The sequence below is a fragment of the Acinetobacter lactucae genome (assembly GCF_013344765.1).
Classification (GTDB): domain Bacteria; phylum Pseudomonadota; class Gammaproteobacteria; order Pseudomonadales; family Moraxellaceae; genus Acinetobacter; species Acinetobacter lactucae_A.
The window spans coordinates 24194-46234 of the sequence record NZ_JABVBF010000006.1 but is presented as its reverse complement, the minus strand read 5'-3'; the positions used below and the strand labels follow the sequence as shown (position 1 = coordinate 46234).

The 22041-nt window shown below is 39.4% G+C and carries 18 protein-coding genes and 4 tRNA genes; 12 read left to right on the top strand and 10 right to left on the bottom strand.

Annotated features, from left to right (window positions below; all coding sequences use genetic code 11):
* The first annotated feature begins 297 nt into the window (after positions 1-297).
* The 5 genes from HUN22_RS01775 to HUN22_RS01755 all read left to right on the top strand — a co-directional run bounded on the left by HUN22_RS01775 (position 298) and on the right by HUN22_RS01755 (position 7604).
* Complete coding sequence (locus HUN22_RS01775; RefSeq protein ID WP_368074570.1) at positions 298-693, top strand: cation efflux protein, CzcI-like; 396 nt, start codon at positions 298-300, stop codon at positions 691-693.
* Between the two features lie 57 nt (positions 694-750).
* Positions 751-2160 carry a TolC family protein gene (locus HUN22_RS01770; RefSeq protein WP_174726269.1) on the top strand — a complete coding sequence of 470 codons (1410 nt, stop codon included), beginning with the start codon at positions 751-753 and terminating at the stop codon, positions 2158-2160.
* Positions 2160-3368: an efflux RND transporter periplasmic adaptor subunit gene (locus HUN22_RS01765; RefSeq protein WP_174726268.1), complete on the top strand. Its 1209-nt coding sequence runs from the start codon at positions 2160-2162 to the stop codon at positions 3366-3368. Before HUN22_RS01770 ends, HUN22_RS01765 begins: the two co-directional genes overlap by 1 nt.
* On the top strand, positions 3358-6516 hold the full coding sequence (locus HUN22_RS01760) for an efflux RND transporter permease subunit (RefSeq protein ID WP_174726267.1): 3159 nt from the start codon (positions 3358-3360) through the stop codon (positions 6514-6516). The genes HUN22_RS01765 and HUN22_RS01760 overlap by 11 nt, the downstream gene beginning before the upstream one ends.
* A 131-nt stretch (positions 6517-6647) precedes the next feature.
* On the top strand, positions 6648-7604 hold the full coding sequence (locus HUN22_RS01755; RefSeq protein ID WP_174726266.1) for a cation diffusion facilitator family transporter: 957 nt from the start codon (positions 6648-6650) through the stop codon (positions 7602-7604).
* 19 nt (positions 7605-7623) lie between these two features.
* Here HUN22_RS01755 and HUN22_RS01750 read toward each other — a convergent pair whose 3' ends face one another.
* Entirely contained in the window at positions 7624-7962 is a 339-nt protein-coding gene (locus tag HUN22_RS01750; protein WP_174726265.1) for a hypothetical protein, read from the bottom strand.
* Positions 7963-8235: 273 nt separating this feature from the next.
* Here HUN22_RS01750 and HUN22_RS01745 point away from each other — a divergent pair, with 273 nt between their 5' ends.
* Positions 8236-9183 (top strand): hypothetical protein, encoded by a 948-nt coding sequence (locus HUN22_RS01745; protein WP_002116860.1) that lies wholly within the window; start codon positions 8236-8238, stop codon positions 9181-9183.
* 90 nt (positions 9184-9273) lie between these two features.
* On the opposite strand, the gene HUN22_RS01740 is transcribed toward HUN22_RS01745, so the two are convergent.
* The 8 genes from HUN22_RS01740 to HUN22_RS01705 form a co-directional block, all read right to left on the bottom strand.
* A tRNA-Glu gene (locus tag HUN22_RS01740) sits at positions 9274-9349 on the bottom strand.
* An 88-nt stretch (positions 9350-9437) separates the two neighbouring features.
* Positions 9438-9513, bottom strand: a tRNA-Glu gene (locus tag HUN22_RS01735).
* Positions 9514-9634: 121 nt separating this feature from the next.
* On the bottom strand, positions 9635-10534 hold the full coding sequence (locus HUN22_RS01730) for a hypothetical protein (protein ID WP_174726264.1): 900 nt from the start codon (positions 10532-10534) through the stop codon (positions 9635-9637).
* Between the two features lie 120 nt (positions 10535-10654).
* Positions 10655-12076: an amino acid permease gene (locus tag HUN22_RS01725; protein WP_016143674.1), complete on the bottom strand. Its 1422-nt coding sequence runs from the start codon at positions 12074-12076 to the stop codon at positions 10655-10657.
* A 128-nt stretch (positions 12077-12204) separates the two neighbouring features.
* Positions 12205-12280: transfer RNA gene (locus HUN22_RS01720), tRNA-Glu, on the bottom strand.
* A gap of 25 nt (positions 12281-12305) precedes the next feature.
* Positions 12306-12381, bottom strand: a tRNA-Ala gene (locus tag HUN22_RS01715).
* Positions 12382-12438: 57 nt separating this feature from the next.
* Complete coding sequence (gltX, locus tag HUN22_RS01710; RefSeq protein WP_174726263.1) at positions 12439-13947, bottom strand: glutamate--tRNA ligase; 1509 nt, start codon at positions 13945-13947, stop codon at positions 12439-12441.
* 116 nt (positions 13948-14063) lie between these two features.
* Positions 14064-14363: a DUF4179 domain-containing protein gene (locus tag HUN22_RS01705; RefSeq protein ID WP_174726262.1), complete on the bottom strand. Its 300-nt coding sequence runs from the start codon at positions 14361-14363 to the stop codon at positions 14064-14066.
* A gap of 399 nt (positions 14364-14762) precedes the next feature.
* Between HUN22_RS01705 and HUN22_RS01700 the strand changes: the two genes are divergently transcribed.
* Positions 14763-15764 (top strand): sulfate ABC transporter substrate-binding protein, encoded by a 1002-nt coding sequence (locus HUN22_RS01700; RefSeq protein ID WP_217488031.1) that lies wholly within the window; start codon positions 14763-14765, stop codon positions 15762-15764.
* Between the two features lie 87 nt (positions 15765-15851).
* Here the strand turns inward: HUN22_RS01700 and HUN22_RS01695 are convergent, their stop codons facing one another.
* A complete protein-coding gene (locus HUN22_RS01695) occupies positions 15852-16451 on the bottom strand; it encodes a TetR/AcrR family transcriptional regulator (RefSeq protein WP_174726261.1) in 600 nt (199 codons plus the stop codon).
* 122 nt (positions 16452-16573) lie between these two features.
* Here HUN22_RS01695 and HUN22_RS01690 point away from each other — a divergent pair, with 122 nt between their 5' ends.
* The 5 genes from HUN22_RS01690 to HUN22_RS01670 all read left to right on the top strand — a co-directional run bounded on the left by HUN22_RS01690 (position 16574) and on the right by HUN22_RS01670 (position 22040).
* Positions 16574-17179, top strand: a complete 606-nt coding sequence (locus tag HUN22_RS01690) for an NAD(P)H-dependent oxidoreductase (RefSeq protein WP_174726260.1) — start codon at positions 16574-16576, stop codon at positions 17177-17179.
* Positions 17180-17437: 258 nt separating this feature from the next.
* Entirely contained in the window at positions 17438-18361 is a 924-nt protein-coding gene (gene rsmH / locus HUN22_RS01685) for a 16S rRNA (cytosine(1402)-N(4))-methyltransferase RsmH (protein ID WP_174726259.1), read from the top strand.
* Positions 18361-18693 carry a cell division protein FtsL gene (ftsL, locus tag HUN22_RS01680; protein WP_016142872.1) on the top strand — a complete coding sequence of 111 codons (333 nt, stop codon included), beginning with the start codon at positions 18361-18363 and terminating at the stop codon, positions 18691-18693. The genes rsmH and ftsL overlap by 1 nt, the downstream gene beginning before the upstream one ends.
* Positions 18694-18704: 11 nt before the next feature.
* Positions 18705-20537 (top strand): penicillin-binding protein PBP3, encoded by a 1833-nt coding sequence (ftsI, locus tag HUN22_RS01675; RefSeq protein ID WP_031949519.1) that lies wholly within the window; start codon positions 18705-18707, stop codon positions 20535-20537.
* Between the two features lie 3 nt (positions 20538-20540).
* Entirely contained in the window at positions 20541-22040 is a 1500-nt protein-coding gene (locus tag HUN22_RS01670; RefSeq protein ID WP_174726258.1) for a UDP-N-acetylmuramoyl-L-alanyl-D-glutamate--2,6-diaminopimelate ligase, read from the top strand.
* Position 22041 lies beyond the last annotated feature (1 nt).

Here is a 22041-nt window from a genome sequence, read left to right as displayed (position 1 = left end):
GGATTAATATTTCTCGAAAAGAATATTAAGTCTCAGCAAGAAACAAAAGCTAAAGCGGAAAAAAGTAAGAATCCTCATTTAACTTGTAAACGTAAATAATTTTTATTTTGTAGGAAACTAATTATTTGATAATTAGTTTCCTGTTAATAAAGATAAACATTTTTAATGGCTTATTTATCTTTAATACAACTTGTTCCGTATAGTTTCTATGTAGGCATTCAGAGATGTAATTTTATTACATGCTATGAGCCTGCTATAGTGCCCTTGTTCAACTTTTTAGTTTAATGGTGTGCTGTTTTGCCACGTTCTGCACTTTTCATGTCCGTCTTGTTCTGTTTGCTTATATTCCAAAGTTTATGGAATGTGGCAGCAGCATTTTGCGCCCATGAAAATCAGGAAAAAGCATTACATCATTTTGGTCATCATGCAGCGTTGAGTTATGAAGCTTCTCAACATAGCCATACTGAAAAGACTGATGTAGTAGGGACTACTCATAAAGCTCCCTTAAGCTTGTCCGATCATCATGACCATTTATCTTCGTGTTTTCATGTTGTGATTGTAGAAGCACAAGAAAAAATTGTTTCGCCGTTAATACAATCATCTGAGCCAAAACAACAATATTATTGGTCCAATTCTTATAAATCCCCTCATATCTCTAAACAAGACCCACCTCCTGTTTTAACCCTGCTATAGGTGGGGTAGCCGAAAATTAGCCCACCAGAAATATTATTTATTTCATAGGGTTATTTTATGTCTATTTTTTTATACGAAAAACGTTTCGTTAGCCTGAGTACGTCTTGGGTACTTAAATCATTAGTTATTGCTGTTGCACTTTCAACTAGTGCGGTTACCACTGCGGCGAGTTCAAATCAAAACCTTGCTGAGAATACTCAACCGCAGCACGTACAGAATGTTTTAACATTTGACCAAGTGTTAGATCAGGTCAAGCAGTTTCAGACTCAAACAGGAATTTGGCAAGCTCAACAAGATATTGCAGAGAGTAATATCAAACAGAGCCGGCTATGGGAAAACCCGACGGTTTCTGTACAGCAAACGGGTTTTAAATCTGGAAAAGATCAGGAGTTAGAACTCGGGATCTCGCAAAAGCTAGATATTTTTGGTGTACGTTCTGCAGCAAAAAAACTGGCAAGTGTTCAGCAAAATCAAGTTGAGTTAAATCAGGTTTTGTATGACGCTCAACTCAAGCTGGCAGTAAAATATTTATGGTCACAAGTATCAACTTTAGAACTTGAACACGAAGTTGCCAAAGCTCAATTAAGAACGAGTAAAAACCTTCTCGATGCAACTCGGTTACGCTTTCAAGCAGGAAGTATTGCTCAGGTTGATTTCGATCGGACTTTAATGACGCATGTTGAAAATCAACGTTTATATCAGGAAGTTGAATTATTACTAAGTAGTGCCAAACGAAAATTGGCGAACTTATGGGGTGAGACTGAAGATAACTTTACCTTACGTCCAGATATAAAAAGTGCGTGGCCTTTAAAAAATGAAGGTGATATCGATCAATACTTAAAACAGAATTTGTTAGAACAGTCTATGAGGCTTCAAGCAATACAGCAAAATTCTGAAATTAATTACTTAAAAGCAAAAAATCGCCCTACGCCTACGGTAAATATGGGGGTGGTTCGTAGTAAAACTGCAGATACAAATAGTACTGAAAATCAGATTCGAGTAGGTATTGCAGTTCCCCTAAATATTTTTAATCGCCAACAATATGCCTTGAAAGTTGCCCAAAGCAAACTTGATTTAATTGACCAGCAGCAAAGTTTTTATAAAAAGCAAAGTCTGAATTCTATTCGTACTCTACAGTACGAGTTGGCTGGTTTGAAGCAGCAATATAACTTAATGAATGAGCAACAGATTCCTTTATCAGAGACGGTACAGGAGAAAATGTTACTTGGTTTCAAAGCCGGTAAATATGCAATTACTGATGTTCAGCAATCTACCTTGCAATTACAAGAACAAAGGTTGAAAAAAGTTCAACTCCTTAAATCTGCATGGCAAAAAGCAATTGAGGCAGAAAGTTTAGCTCTCGGCATCGATCCAAATATGGTGATGGCTGGGGATGCATTAAATCAAATCAATCAAAATTTATGGCAAGACACCTATAAGTTGCCGACAGTTGGAGGGGCAGAGTAATGTCAATTAAAAAAATGAAAAACCAATGGCTTATTGCTATTTTGCTCCTGATTGTCTGTCTTGCTGTAAGTGCTTGGTTATTTTTCTCAGGAAAAAAACAGCCTAATACCGAGAAAAGTGAAGAAGGACATACAGAAGCTGAAGCGGGGCATGAAGAGTCTGAAAAAGAGGAAGGAAGTTTAAATCTGACTTCTAAGCAACTGGTTGAATATGGTGTGAAGTTAGAGCAAGTAGGACGTGGAGAAGTTGAGCAAAATCTCTCTTATCCTGCCAAACTTGTCGTAAATACAGACCAGCAAGCACATGTCTCTTCAACGTTTTCTGCCCGAGTAGATAGCGTAAATGTTGCACTGGGGCAACAAGTTGAAAAAGGGCAAGCACTTGCGACTTTATTTGTCCCAGATTTGGTCGATCAGCAAGCTAACTTAAGTATGGCACAAGAAGCACTGACATTAGCCCAGCAAGATTATCAGCGTGAAAAACAATTGTGGGAACAGGGTGTTTCAGCACGTCAAGATTATCAACGTGCTTACAATGCTTATCGTCAGGCTCAAATTCAGGTACAGGCTGCAAATAGCCGTTTAAGTGCATTGGGAGCAACTCGCTCAAGTAAAGGTCGATATGTTTTAACGGCGCCTTTAAGCGGTGTAATTAGTAATAAAGATATTGTAATTGGTGAGCAAATTGGTCCTGAAAAACAGTTATTTGTTATTGATCGCCTAGATCAGTTATGGGTTGAATTTGTGCTACCAAGTGCAAATACCAATATTCAGCCTAATCAGGAAATTGAATTTAAATCGCTACAAACGAACAATATTTTTAAAGCACAGGTACAAAGTTTAACTTCAGAAGCAGATACTCAAACTGGTCGTCTACAGGTTCGTGCCAAGGTACTCACACCTTCAAAAGAATTACGTCCTAACTTAATGGTCAATGTGTTACTGAAACAAAATAATGCAGCGACTGTATTACGAGTTAACAAGACAGCGATACAACAGATTGATGGCAAGAATGTCGTCTTTATTGCAAAACAAGAGAAGGACAAAATTCATTTTGCTCCTGTTGCAGTTGAGTTAGGTAATTATTCTTCAGATGCACAATGGGTAGAGATTAAATCCGGAATTACTGAAAAACAGCAATATGTGGCCCAAGGTAGTTTCTTGCTGAAGTCGGAACTTGAAAAAGGAGAGGCTGAGCATGGACATTAATAAACCTGATTTGCCAGAGGCTGAAGGTTTGTTTGATCGGATCATTCAGTTTTCAATTAATAATGCCATTTGGGTCATGATGTTTGTCATCGCTTGGATTGGTGTTGGAATTTATAGCTACCAAAAACTTTCAATTGACGCCGTGCCTGATATCACCAATGTACAGGTACAAATCAATAGTCAGGCCAATGGTTTTACTGCGCCGGAAGTTGAACAAAGGATTACATACCCGATTGAAAATGCCATGTCTGGTATTCCAAATCTGGAACAGACTCGTTCAATTTCCAGATATGGTCTTTCTCAGGTCACGATTATCTTTAAAGATGGCACTGACATTTACTGGGCAAGGCAGCTAATTAACCAACGTTTACAAGAAGCAAAGAGTGCTTTACCCGATAGCATTGATCCGCAAATGTCTCCAATTTCAACTGGACTCGGTGAGATTTATCAATGGGTGGTAAAAGCAGAGCCAAATGCTAAAAAAGCAGATGGTTCAGCCTATAGCGCGATGGATCTGCGTGAAATTCAAGACTGGATTATTCGTCCTCAGTTACAACGCGTACAAGGGGTAGCCGAGGTTAATAGCATTGGTGGATATAACAAAACTTATGTCGTTTCTCCAGATCTGACGCGGTTACAACAGTTGCAGATTCCACTCACTGATTTACAAGATGCTCTTCAAAATAACAATGAAAACCGTGGTGCTGGATTTATTGAAGAGAATGGCCAGCAGCTCACAGTTCGTGTTCCGGGTATGCTGACGTCGATACAAGATATTCAGAACGTTACGGTCGCCACTAAAAATGGTTTACCTATACGGGTTGCCGATGTGGCCTCAGTATCGATTGGTCATGATTTGCGTACAGGTGGTGCTACCTATAATGGGCAGGAAACTGTTTTAGGTATCGCCATGATGATGATGGGTGAAAACAGTAAAACCATTGCCAAAGCGATTGATCAAAAAGTTCAGGAAATTCAGAGATCACTCCCTCAGGGTGTTGTGATTGAGACAGTCTATGATCGTAGTAATCTCGTAGATAAAGCGATTAAAACAGTAGCCAAGAATTTGATTGAAGGGGCGATTTTAGTCATCGTTATCCTTTTCATTTTTTTAGGAAATTTTCGTGCCGCTTTAATTACCGCTTGTATTATTCCATTGGCAATGCTTTTTACCTTAACAGGCATGGCAGAACAAAAAATTAGTGCCAACCTGATGAGCTTGGGGGCTTTGGACTTCGGGATTATTGTTGATGGAGCAGTTGTTATTGTTGAAAACTGTATTCGGCGTTTGGCTGAAGCGCAGCATTTAAAAGGTCGCTTATTAACACGCTCAGAACGCTTCACAGAAGTCTTTCTAGCAGCTAAGCAGGCACGACGACCATTAATATTTGGTCAGATCATTATTATGGTCGTGTACCTACCAATTTTTGCTTTAGCAGGTGTAGAAGCAAAAATGTTCCATCCTATGGCAATGACTGTTGTGCTAGCGTTATTGGGAGCAATTATTTTATCCGTAACCTTTGTTCCGGCAGCTGTCGCCTTGTTTGTTACGGGGGAAGTGAAGGAAAAAGAAAGCCGTTGGATGATTGCCTTGAAAAAAGGCTATGCAAGTTTACTCGATAAGACTTATGCCTTTCGATATGTTGTTGTAACAGCGGCTGTCAGCATCTTGATTTTGACAAGCGCTATTGCAACAAGAGTGGGTAGTGAATTTGCACCTCAGTTAAGTGAAGGTGATTTTGCACTGCAACTCATGCGTGCACCGAGCACTGGCATAGAAGAGTCGCTTAAGATTCAGGAGAATGTGGAAAAGCAGTTACTGAAAGCTTTTCCCGAAATTAAAGCCATTTTTGCAAGAACAGGAACAGCCGAGGTTGCTACCGATGTCATGCCTCCAAATATTTCCGATGGTATTGTTTTATTAAAACCACATGATGAATGGCCTAATCCTAAAGAAACAATAGATGAATTGCGTGCCAGAATGCTGCAATTCGTGAACCAGATTCCTGGTAATAACAGTGAATTCTCACAACCGATTGAATTACGTTTTAATGAGCTTATTTCAGGTGTACGTAGTGATATTGGAGTGAAAGTTTTTGGGGACGATATGCAGGTCCTCAATCAGGAAGCGGAAAAAATAGCTCAACAACTACGTAGCATTCCAGGTGCTAGTGAAGTCAAAGTTGAACAGACTGACGGTTTGCCATTACTGAATGTAGATGTTGATCATGCACTGGCTGCCCAATATGGATTATCAGTCAAGTCTATTCAGGATATTGTCGCTGCGAGTATTGGTGGACAGAGTGTAGGGCAAATTTTACAGGGTGATAGACGTTTCGATTTCATGATTCGCTTACAGGAAAACATGCGTACACCTCAGCAACTCGCACAATTACCGATTCGCTTACCAAATGGAGGTCTGATTCAGTTACAAGACGTCGCAAAGGTTGAGAATATTTTAGGCCTTGCTCAAGTGAGCCGTGAAAATGGTAAGCGCCGAGTTATTGTGACGGCAAATGTGCGTGATCGTGACCTTGGGTCTTTTGTACAAGAGATGCAAAGTAAACTGGCACAGCAAAAGCTACCTAGCGGTTACTGGTTAGGCTATGGAGGGCAGTTTGAGAATCTTGCTTCTGCCACGGCAAGAATGCAAATCGTTGTACCGATGGCGCTCATCATGATCTTTGTGTTGCTCATGGCTGTATTTAGTAATTTTAAAGACAGCTTACTTGTATTTAGTGGAGTTCCTTTCGCTTTATCTGGTGGATTAGTGGCTTTATGGTTGAGGGATATTCCACTTTCCATGTCTGCTGGGGTTGGGTTTATCGCTTTATCGGGTGTTGCAGTATTAAATGGTTTGGTCATGCTCACGTTTATTAAAGAGCTGAGAACAACTTTAGATGTTCATGCGGCAACTTGGAAAGGAGCGGTATTACGATTACGTCCAGTATTAATGACAGCATTCGTAGCTTCACTTGGTTTTATTCCGATGGCTTTGGCAACAGGAACTGGAGCCGAAGTGCAACGACCTTTGGCAACGGTCGTAATCGGTGGCATTATTTCATCTACGATATTAACTTTGGTTTTATTACCGGTCATTTATCGATGGATGAATGAAAGCAAAGCGAAAAGCGCTGAGCATTCATAATGTCATCGTTTTGAGATATCTTTTTTAATGACAGCGTCAATTCAAAAAAGTGTTTGAAAGAGGTAAAAGTAGTGCTGTATCCATCGTTACTTTTACCTCACCATAAAGATAAATAATAAGGAGTCCGCAAAATGGGTGGACAACATGGTCATGATCATAGTCATGCTGTAGTGACTGAAGGTAATGCTAAGAAATTAATGATTGCTTTAGCGCTTACCTCAACATTTTTAATTGTTGAGGTCGTTGCTGGTTTAATCACGCAAAGTTTGGCATTACTCTCCGATGCTGCGCATATGTTTACCGATGCAGCTGCTCTTGCAATTGCTTTGGTTGCAATTCAGATTTCAAAACGTCCCGCCGATAATAAACGTACCTTTGGCTATCAGCGCTTTGAAATTCTAGCGGCTTTATTTAATGCGCTCATGCTTTTCGTGGTGGCGATTTATATTTTATATGAAGCCTATATCCGTTTCTCTAAGCCACCTGAAATTCAAAGTGTGGGTATGCTCATTGTGGCAACCCTTGGTTTGGTGATTAACCTCATCTCAATGAAAATCCTCATGTCGAGTGCTAATAACAGCCTAAATGTGAAAGGGGCTTATTTAGAAGTATTGAGTGATGCGCTAGGTTCGGTTGGCGTTATTATTGGTGCGATAGTGATTTACTTCACCAACTGGTACTGGGTCGATACAATTATTGCAGTATTGATTGGTTTTTGGGTATTACCGAGAACATGGGTCTTGCTTAAACAAAGTATTAATATTTTGCTCGAAGGCGTACCAGAGGAAGTCGATATTGAAAAGTTACGTGCTGATTTACTTTCTTTAAATGGTGTTGAAAGTATTCACCAACTTAAGGTATGGGCGATTACTTCTAAAAACATCCATTTAACTGTGCATTTATTTGCACCTGACGCTGATCGTACCAAGCTTTATCAAGATGCTGTTGAAATGCTTTCCCATGAGCATGGTATTGGCGAAGTGACATTGCAAATTGAGGATGATGCCGAGATTAATTGTCAGCATGTTGCTCAACATGCTTCACATGAACATGATGAGACTGACAAAGAACATTCACATCAGCACTAAGCTGATGTGAATACTTTTTTTAAATTTCCCATTCGTGATTGCAGTCACGACATTTCCAGTGTTTTTGTGACTGCATAAATGCTTGCATAGACAATTTGAAATCAGGCAAATCGCGCCAGAACATAAAACCAGCTCCTACAGTAACAACAAAAGCGACTACAGTTGCAATTTGAAGAGAACTACCTGCACCATTGCCAAAAATCCACATAAAAATGCTAATCACTACTAAGAGCAAAAGCACAAAAATTGCAGGAATCAAGATAACCAGACTTTTAGGAACGACGGGTTTCGCGCTGTTAACGCCTTGGCTCACAGGCATAATTTTAACACTTTGACATTTAGGGCAACGATATTGCATGGGAACTCCACATTTAGTTTGAATCTATTCTAACGGAAATGTGCAGAAAGAAAAAAATTTGTAAGATATCGAGGAAATGCGTTGAGTTAGCAGAAAAATTACTTATGAATAAACAAAGAAATATAAAAAACAGATGATTTATCCGTACACATAAAAAATAAAATAATGTTGTAGAGCATGCTAATCTACAGAAAAATGAAGTGTGATTAGCACAATAAATGAGCTTAAATACTCGAATAGGATGTGGGATAAATATAAAAAGGAGAGAAGGACTTGGGTCAACAAGATGACAATAAGTCGCAGCCTACAACGACAGCATCGGTTTTAGCTACCCCAGATACCGCTAAACCGTCATTATCTCGTCGATTACTGCATAAGACATTACAACATGCCCAAGATGCAGTTGGGTTTGCTAGCGACACGACACGTAATATTGCAGAGGTTGCTGATGCTGCTTTGGACGCGCTCGATCAAGTCACTACTCATACGAGACGTGGAGTTGTCGGCATGACAAATCTGGCAGCAGGGACTGTAAGAGATATGGTGTCTGAAACCAGTGAAACAGCACGCCAAGTCGCGTTGATTATGGCGCGAACTTTTTTAGGAAAAAGTACCTTAACGTTGTACTTGCCCGAAATGTTATTAAATAATCAAATCCGTAAGCGCATTGACCGTTCTGAAATTGATGATATTAAAATTAAGTGTGGCAACGATAGCTTCCAAGTCGAGATCGATGGGCATTACCATCGTTTCATGTATCGTTTAAGTTTGGATTTTAAGGTATTGGAATGTCGTATTGGGCAGGAAAAATTCTTGCGCCTACGCCAGATGGATGAAAGTCTCGATGTTCAGATTCGGCATGGAGGAACCTTGTCAAATTGGGCGGTGCGTCGTATTGGTCGAGTTGGTTTTGAAGTCGTGAATATGTTGCCGATTCCATCACTCATTAATCACTTGATTGGTGATATCCCCGGCATTCAACGAGATGGTCACCGTATGTGGTTTATTGACCTAGAACAAGCAGGATTTATTGACTTTATTAATAACCGCTCATGGATGGTTGAAAAGCTTCTCAGTTTGACTGATTTTAGTATTTTACCGGGCTTGAATATTTTGAGAGAAAGTCGGGAGCTTGTGCAGCAGTTAGTAGATCAGTTTGAAATTAGGGGACTTCGAGTACAGTCGGGTCGTCTTGAAGTACAAGTAGGAATCGCAGGGTAATTGAACATATGAAAAGCTAATTATTGATTAGCTTTTCATTTTTAAGGCAAGAAAAAAGCCACTGACGTTATGCAGTGGCTTTTTAGAATTTGGCGTCCCTACGGGGATTCGAACCCCGGTTACCGCCGTGAAAGGGCGATGTCCTAGGCCTCTAGACGATAGGGACTTATATGAGGCTAGTTACCTGCGTGCAGTAAACTGCTTGCCTAAATTCTCGGCAAAGATAATTAATCTTTGCTTTTCCTCGAATTTAGTGGCGTCCCTACGGGGATTCGAACCCCGGTTACCGCCGTGAAAGGGCGATGTCCTAGGCCTCTAGACGATAGGGACGTTTCAGAGGTGGGCGTATATTAGGTCGATTTAATAAAAGTGTCAAATAGTTTTCTGAAGAAATATTAAAAAAAACAGTTAAGCGATTAAAAATAACTCAAATTGTAGAAAATATATACATTTAGCCTTCTTTTTTCTGAAAAGGCTCAATAATTGCCTTTATAACCGAGGGGTGCTGTAGATACCCTAAAATCTCATGGGGTTGGTTAGCGAAAGTGTAAATTTTCTGATTAATAATAGAAGGATCGAAATTAAATGGTGCTTCACATAAGGGAAATGCAGTCAAAAAATCATCCTGAGAGTAAAAATTAAACCAATCACCATAAATACATGATGGTCTAGAAATTGGACTCGGAAGCTTACTCTGAATCACACGAAAGGATAAAGGGGAAGCTAGCGTTATAAATCGTTTAATTGAAAACCGATATGCAGGGTTCGAAAGAAGATTAAAGGCAATAACTGAACCGAGAGAATGAGCAACGATAATATAATCTTCGTTTTCACGCATTTTCTTTAAAATCCGCTCATTCACTTCTTGCATAAACTCAGGATTAGACAAATACATATAAGTTTCAATTAGAAACTGTTGAATTAAGCTCTCATGTAATTTAGGGAAGTTATTTAAAAGAACAACCAACTCTTTGAGTACCCGATCTTTTACGAGTTGAGAGGTGAGATAAAGACGTTCTGAAAAGCTTTTTTCAGCTGGGTCCGTTGCTGGTGGCAACAACGGAATAAATGGAGTGTGTTCTTTAGCTGGAGGATTACTTTGGTGCAAATTAATAGGAAAATAATTACTAATAAATGATTTAGGTAATAACGTGTTAAGGTCTAATTGATTGCTTAATTGATATTTAGTCATTAGATCGCCATAAAATGGCATATGAATATGAAGATCACGCACGTTAACTTTGCAAGGCATTTGTTTTAGGCCGAGCTTAAACACTTTTAACCAATGCTCTTTCAAGCGATGTGCTGTGTAGTTTTGTTGATTCATCCCGTGGATAAATATAATTTTCATTCTATACAAGGAATTGTTTTTAATATGAATTTCAATCTACAACGTGATGTTGTTTAAAACCAGTATGTAGGCAAAAAAAAGTGTAGCTTTTTGCTACACTTTAATTGAATAAGGGCTGGTTTATTCTTTATTACGATAAAAAATAAAATAACTGACATAACATAAAGCTGTAAAAATAAGACAGCCTACAAAACCAGCACGCATTTCAGGGTCAGCTGCCATACTCAAGCAAGTAATGAAACAGAAAACAAAACCTAAAATTGGCACAATAGGGAATAGAGGAGCAGCATATTGTAAATCTTTAACCGTATGGCCTGATTTATACCATTGGCGGCGGAAATTGAACTGACTTAAGCAAATGCTCATCCACACAATAACCATGGTAAAAGCCGCTACACCAAGCAGATTCTTAAAAATAGTCTCAGGTGCAAACTGCTCTGATAACAAACCTGGAATTGCACCGAACATGGTTACCACTAGAGCTACGATTGGTGTTCCACTTTTTGATAGGGTGGCAAATACGCTAGGTAGCAATTTTTGTTCTGATAGTGACCACATCATACGTGAAGCTGCATATAGGCCAGAATTCGCTGCTGAAAGCAGGGCTGTAATAATTACAAACCTAATAATGTCATCCGCATATGGAATGCCAATATAATTAAATACTGTAACGAAAGGACTGCTACTTACACCGTCACCGCCTAAACCCGCAAGTTGGAAAGGAAGTAAAGCACTAATAACAATGATGGTGCCGACAAAGAAAATAAGTAGGCGCCAGATCGCGGCATTAATTGCTTTTGGTACATTTTGAGCCGGATCTTTGGTTTCACCAGCTGCTACACCAATTAATTCGGTTCCTGAAAAAGCAAAATTAACAATTAACATGGTCGTAAAAATAGGAATTAAACCATGAGGGAACCAGCCTTGAGCTGTCAGATTGCTAAATAGCGGAGCAGTTTGAGCACCATGGAATGGAATTAAACCAAAAATTGCTAATAAGCCGAGCACAATAAAGGCAATGACCGTAACGACCTTAACGAGGGCTAGCCAAAACTCAGACTCAGCAAAAATACGAGTTGAACTAATATTTAAGCCAAAAATAGTAACCGCAAAGATAATTGTCCAGATCCACATTGAAATCTGTGGGAACCATTCTTGCATGAGTAATGCTGCGGCAGTGAATTCGGTTCCAAGCGTTGCAGTCCAGGTGAGCCAGTACATCCAAGAAATCATATAGCCAGTACTTGGACTGATATATTTTTTGGCATAGGCACCAAAAGAACCTGAAACAGGCATGTGTACAGCGAGTTCTCCTAGGCAGAGCATAACCATGTAAGCGATCGCGCCACCAAGAATATAGGCAATAATTGCGCCAATAGCTCCAGTTTGTGAAATGACTTCCCCTGAACCTAAAAATAAACCAGTTCCGATCGCTCCGCCCAGTGATAACATCACAAGATGGCGAGTACTCATGGCTCTTTTTAAAGGTGCAGTACTGTTCTGATGCTGATGAGCATCTAGTTGATTGTCAGATGGCTGCATATTACACATTGAGAGAATTAAGAAAGACGCTATTTTAGATAAAATAGATAAATGTGCAATCTGGAAAGAGATAAAGAATAAACAGTAAGGTGACGATAGAGTCTTTTAATAATTATTAAAGCAGAATATGGCGTCCCTACGGGGATTCGAACCCCGGTTACCGCCGTGAAAGGGCGATGTCCTAGGCCTCTAGACGATAGGGACTTGATGAGGCAAACACAAAGGAGCGTGGTGGAGTCAAGCGGGATCGAACCGCTGACCTCTACAATGCCATTGTAGCGCTCTACCAACTGAGCTATGACCCCAGTTTGTGTGAGCGCAATCTTATGGGGAATGCGCTCACACGTCAACAAAAAAATGAATTAAACTTCGCTAGTTGCTTCATTTTTCGGCAATTTTAAACTCTCATTAAGTTTTTCCCAAATTTTCACTTCTTTCTTGCTTGGTGCACCCACAATTTCTAATGCGTGGCGTAAGCGAGCAAATGTTAAATCAGGGCCAAGTGTTACCATCGACTGCATCACTGGTGTTGAGCTCGTTGAACCAGCAATTGCGATAAAGAACGCTGGCATGAAATCGCGTAATTTAATACCCATTTGATTTGCAAGATCCATTAGGGTTTGGCTAACGGTGTCATTATTCCAAGTAAACTGACCTTCAAGACGCCAAATTGCAAATTGCAAACTTTGACGAACTTGCTCTTGAGTCAATTTCTTACTTTCAAACATTTCAGCAGTAATTTGTGGCATATGGTTAAAATAGAAACCAGCCCAATTCACAGCTTCTGAAAGTAGATTAATTCGTGGTTGAATAGCGGCAGCAATATCTTCTAAAGTGCTGCGGTCACTCTTCCAAGTTAATAAACGGTCTAATAATTGACCTGGAGTTAACCCCTTGATCCATTGACCGTTAAGCCAGTTCAACTTTTCAACATCAAAAATTGGTCCACCTAGTGATACACGCTGAATATCAAAGTTATCCATCATGTCTTGTAATGTGAAAACTTCTCTTTCATCTGGCATTGACCAACCCATGCGGCCTAAATAATTTAACAAGGCTTCTGGTAATACACCGATGTCGCGGTAGTAGTTAATCGATGTCGGGTTTTTACGTTTAGATAGTTTTGATTTATCTGGGTTGCGTAGCAATGGCATGTGGCAAAGTGTTGGCATTTCCCAACCAAAATATTGGTAAAGCAATTGATGCTTCGGTGCAGATGGAAGCCATTCTTCACCACGCAATACGTGAGTGATTTCCATTAAATGGTCATCAACAACGTTAGCTAAATGATAAGTTGGTAAGCCATCTGTTTTAAGAAGGACTTGCATATCGACTTGTGCCCAAGGAATTTCAACCTCTCCACGTAGCAAGTCATTAAATTTACAAACACCTTCTTCAGGCACTTTCATACGAATGACATGAGGTTCACCCGCCTCAAGACGGCGAGTCACTTCTTCTTGAGAAAGTCTTAAACCGCGGCCATCATATTTTGGTGTTTCGCCACGTGCTTGTTGTTCAGCACGCATTTGATCAAGTTCTTCTGCTGTTGCGAAACAGTAAAAAGCATGACCTTTTTCAACAAGTTCTAATGCGTATTGCTTATAAATTCCCATACGTTCAGATTGGCGATATGGTGCGTGCGGACCACCTACATCTGGACCTTCAGACCAATTCAAACCTAACCAACGTAATGAATCCAAAATCATTTTTTCAGACTCTGGTGTAGAACGAAGTTGGTCTGTATCTTCAATCCTTAAAATAAATTCTCCGCCATGTTGTTTCGCAAAACACATGTTAAATAATGCAATGTAGGCTGTGCCGACATGAGGAAAACCAGTAGGGGAAGGTGCAATACGAGTACGAACTTTCATAGATAAAGGGTCAGAATAAAAATTGAAACTATTATAACGAAAAAGCCCAGTATTCTGACGTTTTATTTAACGTCAGTCTGGGCTAAAACTGAAACGAAGAGGGGATGTTTCAGGTTTTAAGAAGCATGTGGTTGGAAGATTGCTTGAACAAAACGTGAAAAACGTTCGTGTTGCGCAGCAAGAAAATTTTGAGTTGGTGTAACACGAATCGTATTGAGTACTTTGAGCTCATCATTTGTAGAAGGTAACACAATAGGGTTACGTTTCTGCTGATCTAGAGCTTTTTCAATAAGTGAAGTCTGTTTATCTGAAACAGTTTTGTTTGGAGTCTCTTTAAGTACAGCTGCAGCTGAGAACTGTGATGCCAAACCCAGCACCAAACTTAAGCTTAACGCTTTTCCATAATGAGTTTTCATTGTTAATCATCCCCTCTGTTTATTACATTTCATCTATTTTATGAATTTAACAAAATGTAAAATTACGGTAATGCTACGATTTAAACATAAATCTTAATAAAAAAGTTGAACTGTGTCACACTTTTTACAAAATTTACCTATATTTTAATCTGGTCGACTCAAATGTAAACCATATGTATCCTTTACGCTTCATTATTTAACAAATTAATGTGTAGATAAAGTGAAGGTCCTAAATAAGTTGTAAGAATAATTACAAAAATTTTCAAAAATGGAATAACTTAGACATTGTAAGTTATATATTTAAAAAAGATTAGTAAAAAAGATATAAATATAAGTAATTGATTGTAAAAAATAAAATTAAAAATATAGTAAAACTAAAACGAATGATGGATTTTGTAAATGAAAAAAATATCAATACTGGCTGTCGCTTTGTATATGGGGATGGCGGTAACAGCAGCTCAGGCAGCTACCTCTTTTTTAAATGTTTCTTATGATCCGACTCGAGAGTTTTATCAAGAATATAACCAAGCATTTGGTAAGTTTTGGAAACAGCGTACAGGGCAAGATGTTGAATTTAAACAGTCACATGGTGGATCTGGTAAACAGGCTCGCGCAGTAGCCACTGGACTTGAAGCTGATGTAGTAACGTTAGCGTTAGCAAATGATATTGATGAGATTGTGAAAGCTGGTTTTATTCAGCCAAATTGGCAAAAAGAATTTCCGAATAATTCTGCCCCGTATACTTCAACTGTCGTGTTCCTAGTACGAAAGGGTAATCCAAAAAATATACGCGACTGGAATGATTTAACAAAATCAGGTGTGGAAATTATCACCCCTAATCCTAAAACAGGGGGCGCACCGCGTTGGATTTATTTGTCGGCATGGGGTTATGCTTTAAAACAACCGGGCGGAAATGATGCCAAGGCTCGTGAGTTAGTTAAAAAACTTTATCACAATGTAAAAGTGCTGGATTCGGGAGCACGTGGTTCGCTAACAACATTTGCTGAGCGTGGAATTGGTGACGTTTTATTATCATGGGAAAATGAAGCTTTATTGGCGACTAAAGGACCTGATAAAGATAAATATGAAATCGTTTACCCATCAATTTCAATTTTGGCAGAGCCTTCTGTCGCAATTGTAGATAAAACCGTAGATAAAGATGGCAACCGAACATTAGCAAAAGGCTATTTGAACTTTTTATATTCACCATTGGGACAAGAGTTGGCTGCTAAACATTATTTCCGACCACGCAATGCGCAAGTGGCTGCTAAATATGCAGCACAATTCCCAAAAATTAAATTATTCACCATTAATGATGTTTTTGGTGGCTGGGCTAAAGCTCAAAAAACTCACTTTGCAAATGGGGCTGTCTTCGATCAAATTTACGATGGCAAGCAGTAATTAACTAAGTTTTCTATGTGGCCGCTTATTTAATAATTAAGCGGCTTTTTTGAATTTTAAGATTTTCACATCTAATTTTTGATTAATTTAGAAATTACCCAATCTTTTTAATAAGGTGCTGATAAAGATATTGATGTAGTGGTCTACATCACCTTTAAAAATCATATATTGTAAAGCTAGCCCATAACTTAATGATACAAGCTCTATAACAATACAATCATAGTCATCAGGCTCAGCCATCTGCATTAAAGAAAAAAATTGTTTCATGATCTTGGTTATTTCTTGCTGATGAGTTTTCCAAACCTTTTGATACTCCTCGGCGAATGTAAGATCACGTGCAGCAAATAGTTGTAGTTCTATTGATATCTTAAGCCATTCATCGTTTGTAAAAAAAGCTGTTAGCCATTGGCGCAGTGAATTGATTAATTGCTCAGTATTTGAAGGAGCACTGGTAAATATTTCTTGTAATTGTAAATTTTCTTTAGCGAATTGAAGTTCCATCAGCTCAAGTAAAAACGCTTCTTTATTATTGAAATTAGAGTAAAAGGCACCTTGAGTATAACCTGCTTGTTTAGAAAGATTCCTGATTGATACTGCGTTATAACCATATTCAGAAATGAGTGCAAACCCAGCTTCAATGAGATGCTGTCGAGTTTGTACCTGTTTTTCATTGCGAGAAAGAGTCATAAGAGCCAGATCACATAATAGTTGAGATATCACTTGTTATCTTAATTTTTATAAGATATTTTCGCTACTTATTTATTCCAGATATCAATTGATATTTGAATGTACAGCAATAAAGGCGATATATGTCTCAACTTTCTAAACGTATTGTAGTTATTAATGGTCATCCATCCGATATCAGTTTTAATCACGCATTAGCTCACAACTATGTGGAGCATGTAAAAACACTAGGTGTTCATGTAGATCTCATAGAAATTGCGAAGTTGGATTTCGAGCCTAATTTAAAATATGGTTATGAGAAACGTATGGATCTGGAACCTGATTTAATGAATGCGTTGGAAAAAATTCAAGCCGCTGATCATTTAGTATGGTTCTTTCCAGTTTGGTGGGGAGGACTTCCAGCCATAGCTAAAGGTTTTATTGACCGACTATTTTTACCAAATCTTGTATTTAGTTACCAAGAAAACAGTAATCGAGTTATTGGCCATTTACACTCCAAATCAGCACGACTCATTACTACTCTAGATCAGCCGGGCTGGTTTTATCGTTGGTACTATGGTGAACCAAGTACTCGTCAACTTAAAAAAGCGACTTTGCAATTTTGTGGGGTCAGTAGAGTCAAAGTTAATTATATTGGAACAGTGCGTGGAGCAAGTTCGGACCAAAGGCAAAAATGGTTAAAGCAAATCGGTAGCTATGCCAAAAAAGATTGCCAGCTCATCTCGTCCTAATGTAAATCCATGAGAGTCCCTAACGGAATAAGCGTAAAGGAAAAAGAGAATTTTTTAGGTAAAGCGGTTAATAATAATTTTTATAAATTCGTATTTAGCTATAAAAAATTATTCTTGGTTTCTTATTTTGCTTAAAAAGTGCTAACAAAACGGTTTTATCTATGAAAAATTAATATTTTCCTACAAAAAGCCGTTTGGCGTTGGTCATAAACAAGGTGATAATGTGCAGTTACATTTTAACGCTATGATTTAACACCTATGTCGCATATTTCTGTCTTACTTTCCGAGACCATTGAGAGCTTATTGGCAGATCGCACAACAGGGGTGTATATCGATGCAACCTTCGGACGAGGTGGGCATACACGTTTATTGCTCTCGAAACTTGATGAAAATGCACGAGTATATGCATTTGATAAAGATCCTCAAGCTTTGGAAGTTGCGGCTGCTTTGGCGCAAGAAGATCCGAGATTTACCATTATTCATGCCAGTTTTGCTGATATTAAAGAAAAAATGCAGGAAATTGGTGTGATGAGTGTTGATGGCATTATGGCTGACTTGGGAGTGTCATCTCCTCAACTCGACCAAGCTGAACGTGGTTTCAGTTTTATGCAGGATGGTCCGCTAGACATGCGAATGGATAATTCTAAGGGACTAACCGCAGCTGAGTGGTTACTTGAAATTGAAGAAGAACAATTAGCAAATATTATTTATCAATATGGCGAAGAACGTTATAGTCGACGTATTGCGAAAGCCATTAAACAGGCTGGAAAACTCGATACGACAGCCCAGTTGGCAGAACTTGTTAAAACAGCTCATCCAAAATGGGAAAAACATAAGCATCCGGCAACACGTACATTTCAGGCAATTCGTATTGCTATTAATAAAGAACTAGATGATATTGAAGTATTTTTACCGCAAGCTGTAGACTTACTAAAACCAAAAGGACGTTTGTCTGTGATTAGCTTTCATTCCCTTGAAGATCGCTTGATCAAACAATTTATTCAAAAAGAATCGACTTTGGCAGAAGATTTTGGTTGGGGAATGCCACAGCAACAGGTAGATACAAGAAGGTTAAAGAAAATTTCACGGGTTCGTGCGAGTGAAGAAGAAGTAAAAGCGAACCCACGTTCACGTAGTGCATGGCTTCGGGTTGCTGAACGCTTGGAACAAAAAGGCGCGTAATGAAAAGCAGTGATGAAATTGAAACCACCGAAAATAAAGTGGTGAAAAAAGTTGTGGTATACACCGTATTAGTGGCGCTTGTTTTTATCAGTGCCATGATGGTGGTGTTTCAAGTATTTGAATATCGTCATGATTATAGAGAGCTTAGCTCTTATATGCGTGAACGTGATGATCTCAATGCTGAATGGGGACGTTTGCTTATTGAGCAACAAACCTTCGGTGCAACAGCACAGATTGGTACGCGTGCTGTAACCCAACTACGCATGTTTTCGCCACCTGCTGCAGAAACGGTGGTAATTTCTTTACCGATGACCTCAGAGCAAAATAAGTAAGGCCTTGCTGTATGGTAGATAAGCGAACAAAGCAAACACGGAAAAAACAGCAGTCTATTTCGGAAAAACCAACTCTTGCCTTTGATATGTGGCGGTTTTATCTGCTCTGGGCAACGGTACTGCTCTGTTTTGTTGTATTAATTGCACGTGCATTTTATGTGCAAGTGATTAATAAAGACTTTTTACAAAACAAGGCCAATGCCAATATTTTGCGTACAGAACGTATTGAAGCAATGCGTGGGGTGATTAGCGACCGTCATGGCGTGCCTTTGGCAATTAGTACGCCGATTATGAAAATTGTCATTGATCCACGTGATTACTTCGATACCAAGCACTTATATGAAGAAATTACAGCGGAACTAAAAAAAGATCCAAATAATCGTAAGTTAAAACGACAATTACCAGATAAAAACCTAAACCTTGATGAGTTGGCGGATGTGGTTGGTTTAGATCGTGCAGACCTAAAAAAACAGATGAATGCACGTCCACGGTCTCGTTATTTGGTTTTGAAAAAAGAAGTGCCGCCACAACAGGCCGATCTCATTACAAAGGGTAACTTCCAAGGCGTTTATGCTGAGAAAACGTATAAGCGTTATTATCCACAACCGCAGCCAAACGCTCAGATTATTGGTTTAACCAATAGTGAAGGCCAAGGGATTGAAGGCTTGGAAATGCAGTTGAATAAACAACTGTCTGGTGTAGATGGCGAACAAAAAATTATTCGTGATAAACGTGGTAACCGCTTAAAAGTTTCAGAAGTTATTCGTGAAGGTGAGCCGGGCGAAAACATCACTTTAAGTATCGACTCTCGTTTGCAATATATTATGTACCGTGAGTTAACGGCTGCTGGTGTTGCAAATAATGCCCGTTCGGCGACAGCTATTGCTGTAGATGTTAAAACAGGCGAAATTCTGGCCATGACAAGTTGGCCGTCTTATAACCCGAATGATAAAAACGGTTTATCTAATAAAGATGCCATGCGTAACCGCGGTGCGATTGATATGTTCGAGCCGGGTTCTACCATGAAACCTTTTACAGTTTCTGCCGCACTCGAAACTGGACAATATACCCCAAATACTATTGTTAACACTTCACCAGGTTCAATGCGTTTAGGCTGGCATACTATCCGTGATACCCACAATTATGGTGCTTTGACTGTCAGTGGCGTCATTATCAAATCTTCAAACGTGGGTTCGGCAAAAATTGCGTTGTCACTTCCTAAGGAAACATTACCAAGCTTCTTTAATCGTGCTGGTTTTGGTAAACGTTCTGCTGTGAAGTTCCCTGGCGAAAGCTCTGGTTTAGTACTTCCTGTAAGCAAATTAAACTCTTCTCAACTTGGGACCATGGCTTATGGTTATGGTCTAAATGCAACTATTCTTCAGTTGGCGCAAGGCTATGCAATGCTTGCAAACCATGGCGTAAAAATGCCTCTAAGCTTGCATAAGCTCGATCAAGCACCTAAAGGTGAGCAAGTTCTTGCTCCAAAAATTGCTGATCAGGTTTTGCTCATGCTCGAGCAAGTGACGATGCCGGGTGGTACTGCAAAGCAAGCTAATATTCCGGGTTATCGTGTTGGTGGTAAAACAGGTACTGCTCATAAACTTCGAGCAGACCGTAAAGGTTATTCAAATAATGAATACCGTGCTTTATTTGCAGGCGTAGCTCCGATTAGTGACCCTCGATTAGCAGTTATTGTCGTTGTTGAAAATCCACAAGGCCGTTATTACGGTGGTTTGGTTGCAGCCCCTGTTTTTGCACGCATTATGCAAGAATCATTGCGCTTAATGAATGTACCGCTTGATAAGCCCCTTGATACTCCAGAAAATCCTATTCGCAGGTAAGCTATGTCTGTTTCTTTCCAAGAAATTAATCCAGTCAAGATCGATGCACAGTGGTCTAAACAGCCTTTTCAAGGCTTTAGTTTAGACAGTCGTAAGGTGGCATCAGGTCAGATCTTTATCGCTTTGACCAGTTATAGCCAACCTGAAAGAACACGCGCTTTTGCTGAGTCAGCTTTAGGGAATGGTGCACTTGCCATTATTAGCGAGACTGAGTTAGGCGTAGCGAATGAGTGGGTGTGTTCTGATGTGCGTCAACGTATGGGTGAATGGCAAGAACGTTATTTACAACTTATAGATCCCGTAACACCAGTGCGTATTATTGCAGTGACTGGTACAAATGGTAAAACCACAATTTCGCGTCTAGTGGCTGAATTAATTAGCTCACAACAACAGCGCTGTGCTGTGATGGGCACTACAGGCAATGGTATTTTGCCAGACTTAACACCATCAACTCACACGACGCTTGATGCTTTACAACTGCAAAATGCATTGCATGATTATGCAAAACAAGGTGCAACTTTTGCTTCTTTAGAAGCAAGTTCACATGGTTTGGAACAAGGCCGTTTAAATGGTTGTGCGATTGAGATTGCTGTTTATAGCAATTTGAGTCGTGATCATCTGGATTACCACGGGACTTTAGAAGCTTATGCAGAAGCTAAGGCTCTTTTATTCCGTTTTAGTTCTTTAAAAGTAGCCGTTATTAATTTAGATGATGAGCATGCTGCTCTTATGATCAATGCGGCAAAGCAAAATCCTGCTCAACCGAAAATTTTAACGTATTCACTGACACAAAATACTGCTGATTATTATATTACTGACCTAAGTTACAGTTTGGCAGGAGCGACATTTAATTTAGTAAGCCAGCAAGGTTCTTTTGCTGTGCAAAGTCCATTGTTGGGCCACTTTAATGTCGAAAACTTGGTTGCAGCACTTATAGCTGCTGAGCAAGCAGGCTTTGATTTAGAAGCATTAGTTAGTTTTGTGCCTAAATTGATTGGTGCACCTGGCCGAATGCAAGTTATTCGTGATGGTGAGCGTTTATTTGTTGTTGATTATGCACATACACCAGATGCATTAATTCAAGTGCTTAAAACATTAAAACGTCATGTGTCTAATCAACTTTGGGCCGTATTTGGGTGTGGCGGGGACCGTGATCGCGGTAAGCGCCCACTCATGACTCAAGCAGCTCTGGATGGCGCAAATCCAGTTATTTTGACTTCGGATAATCCAAGAACAGAAGACCCTGAGCAAATTTTTGCTGACATGAAGCAAGGAATCGATTTTTCAGGGCACCGTATGCATGAAATTCATGACCGCCGTGAAGCAATTAAATTTGTTGCACAGCAGGCTCAGACTGGTGATATTGTTGTGATTGCTGGTAAAGGACATGAAAATTATCAAGAAATTAATGGCGTGCGTCACTGGTTTGATGATGTTGTTGAAGTTCAATCAGCGATTGCTGCGCAACACCATACTGTAGACGCTGCTTACCCTGCACAATAGG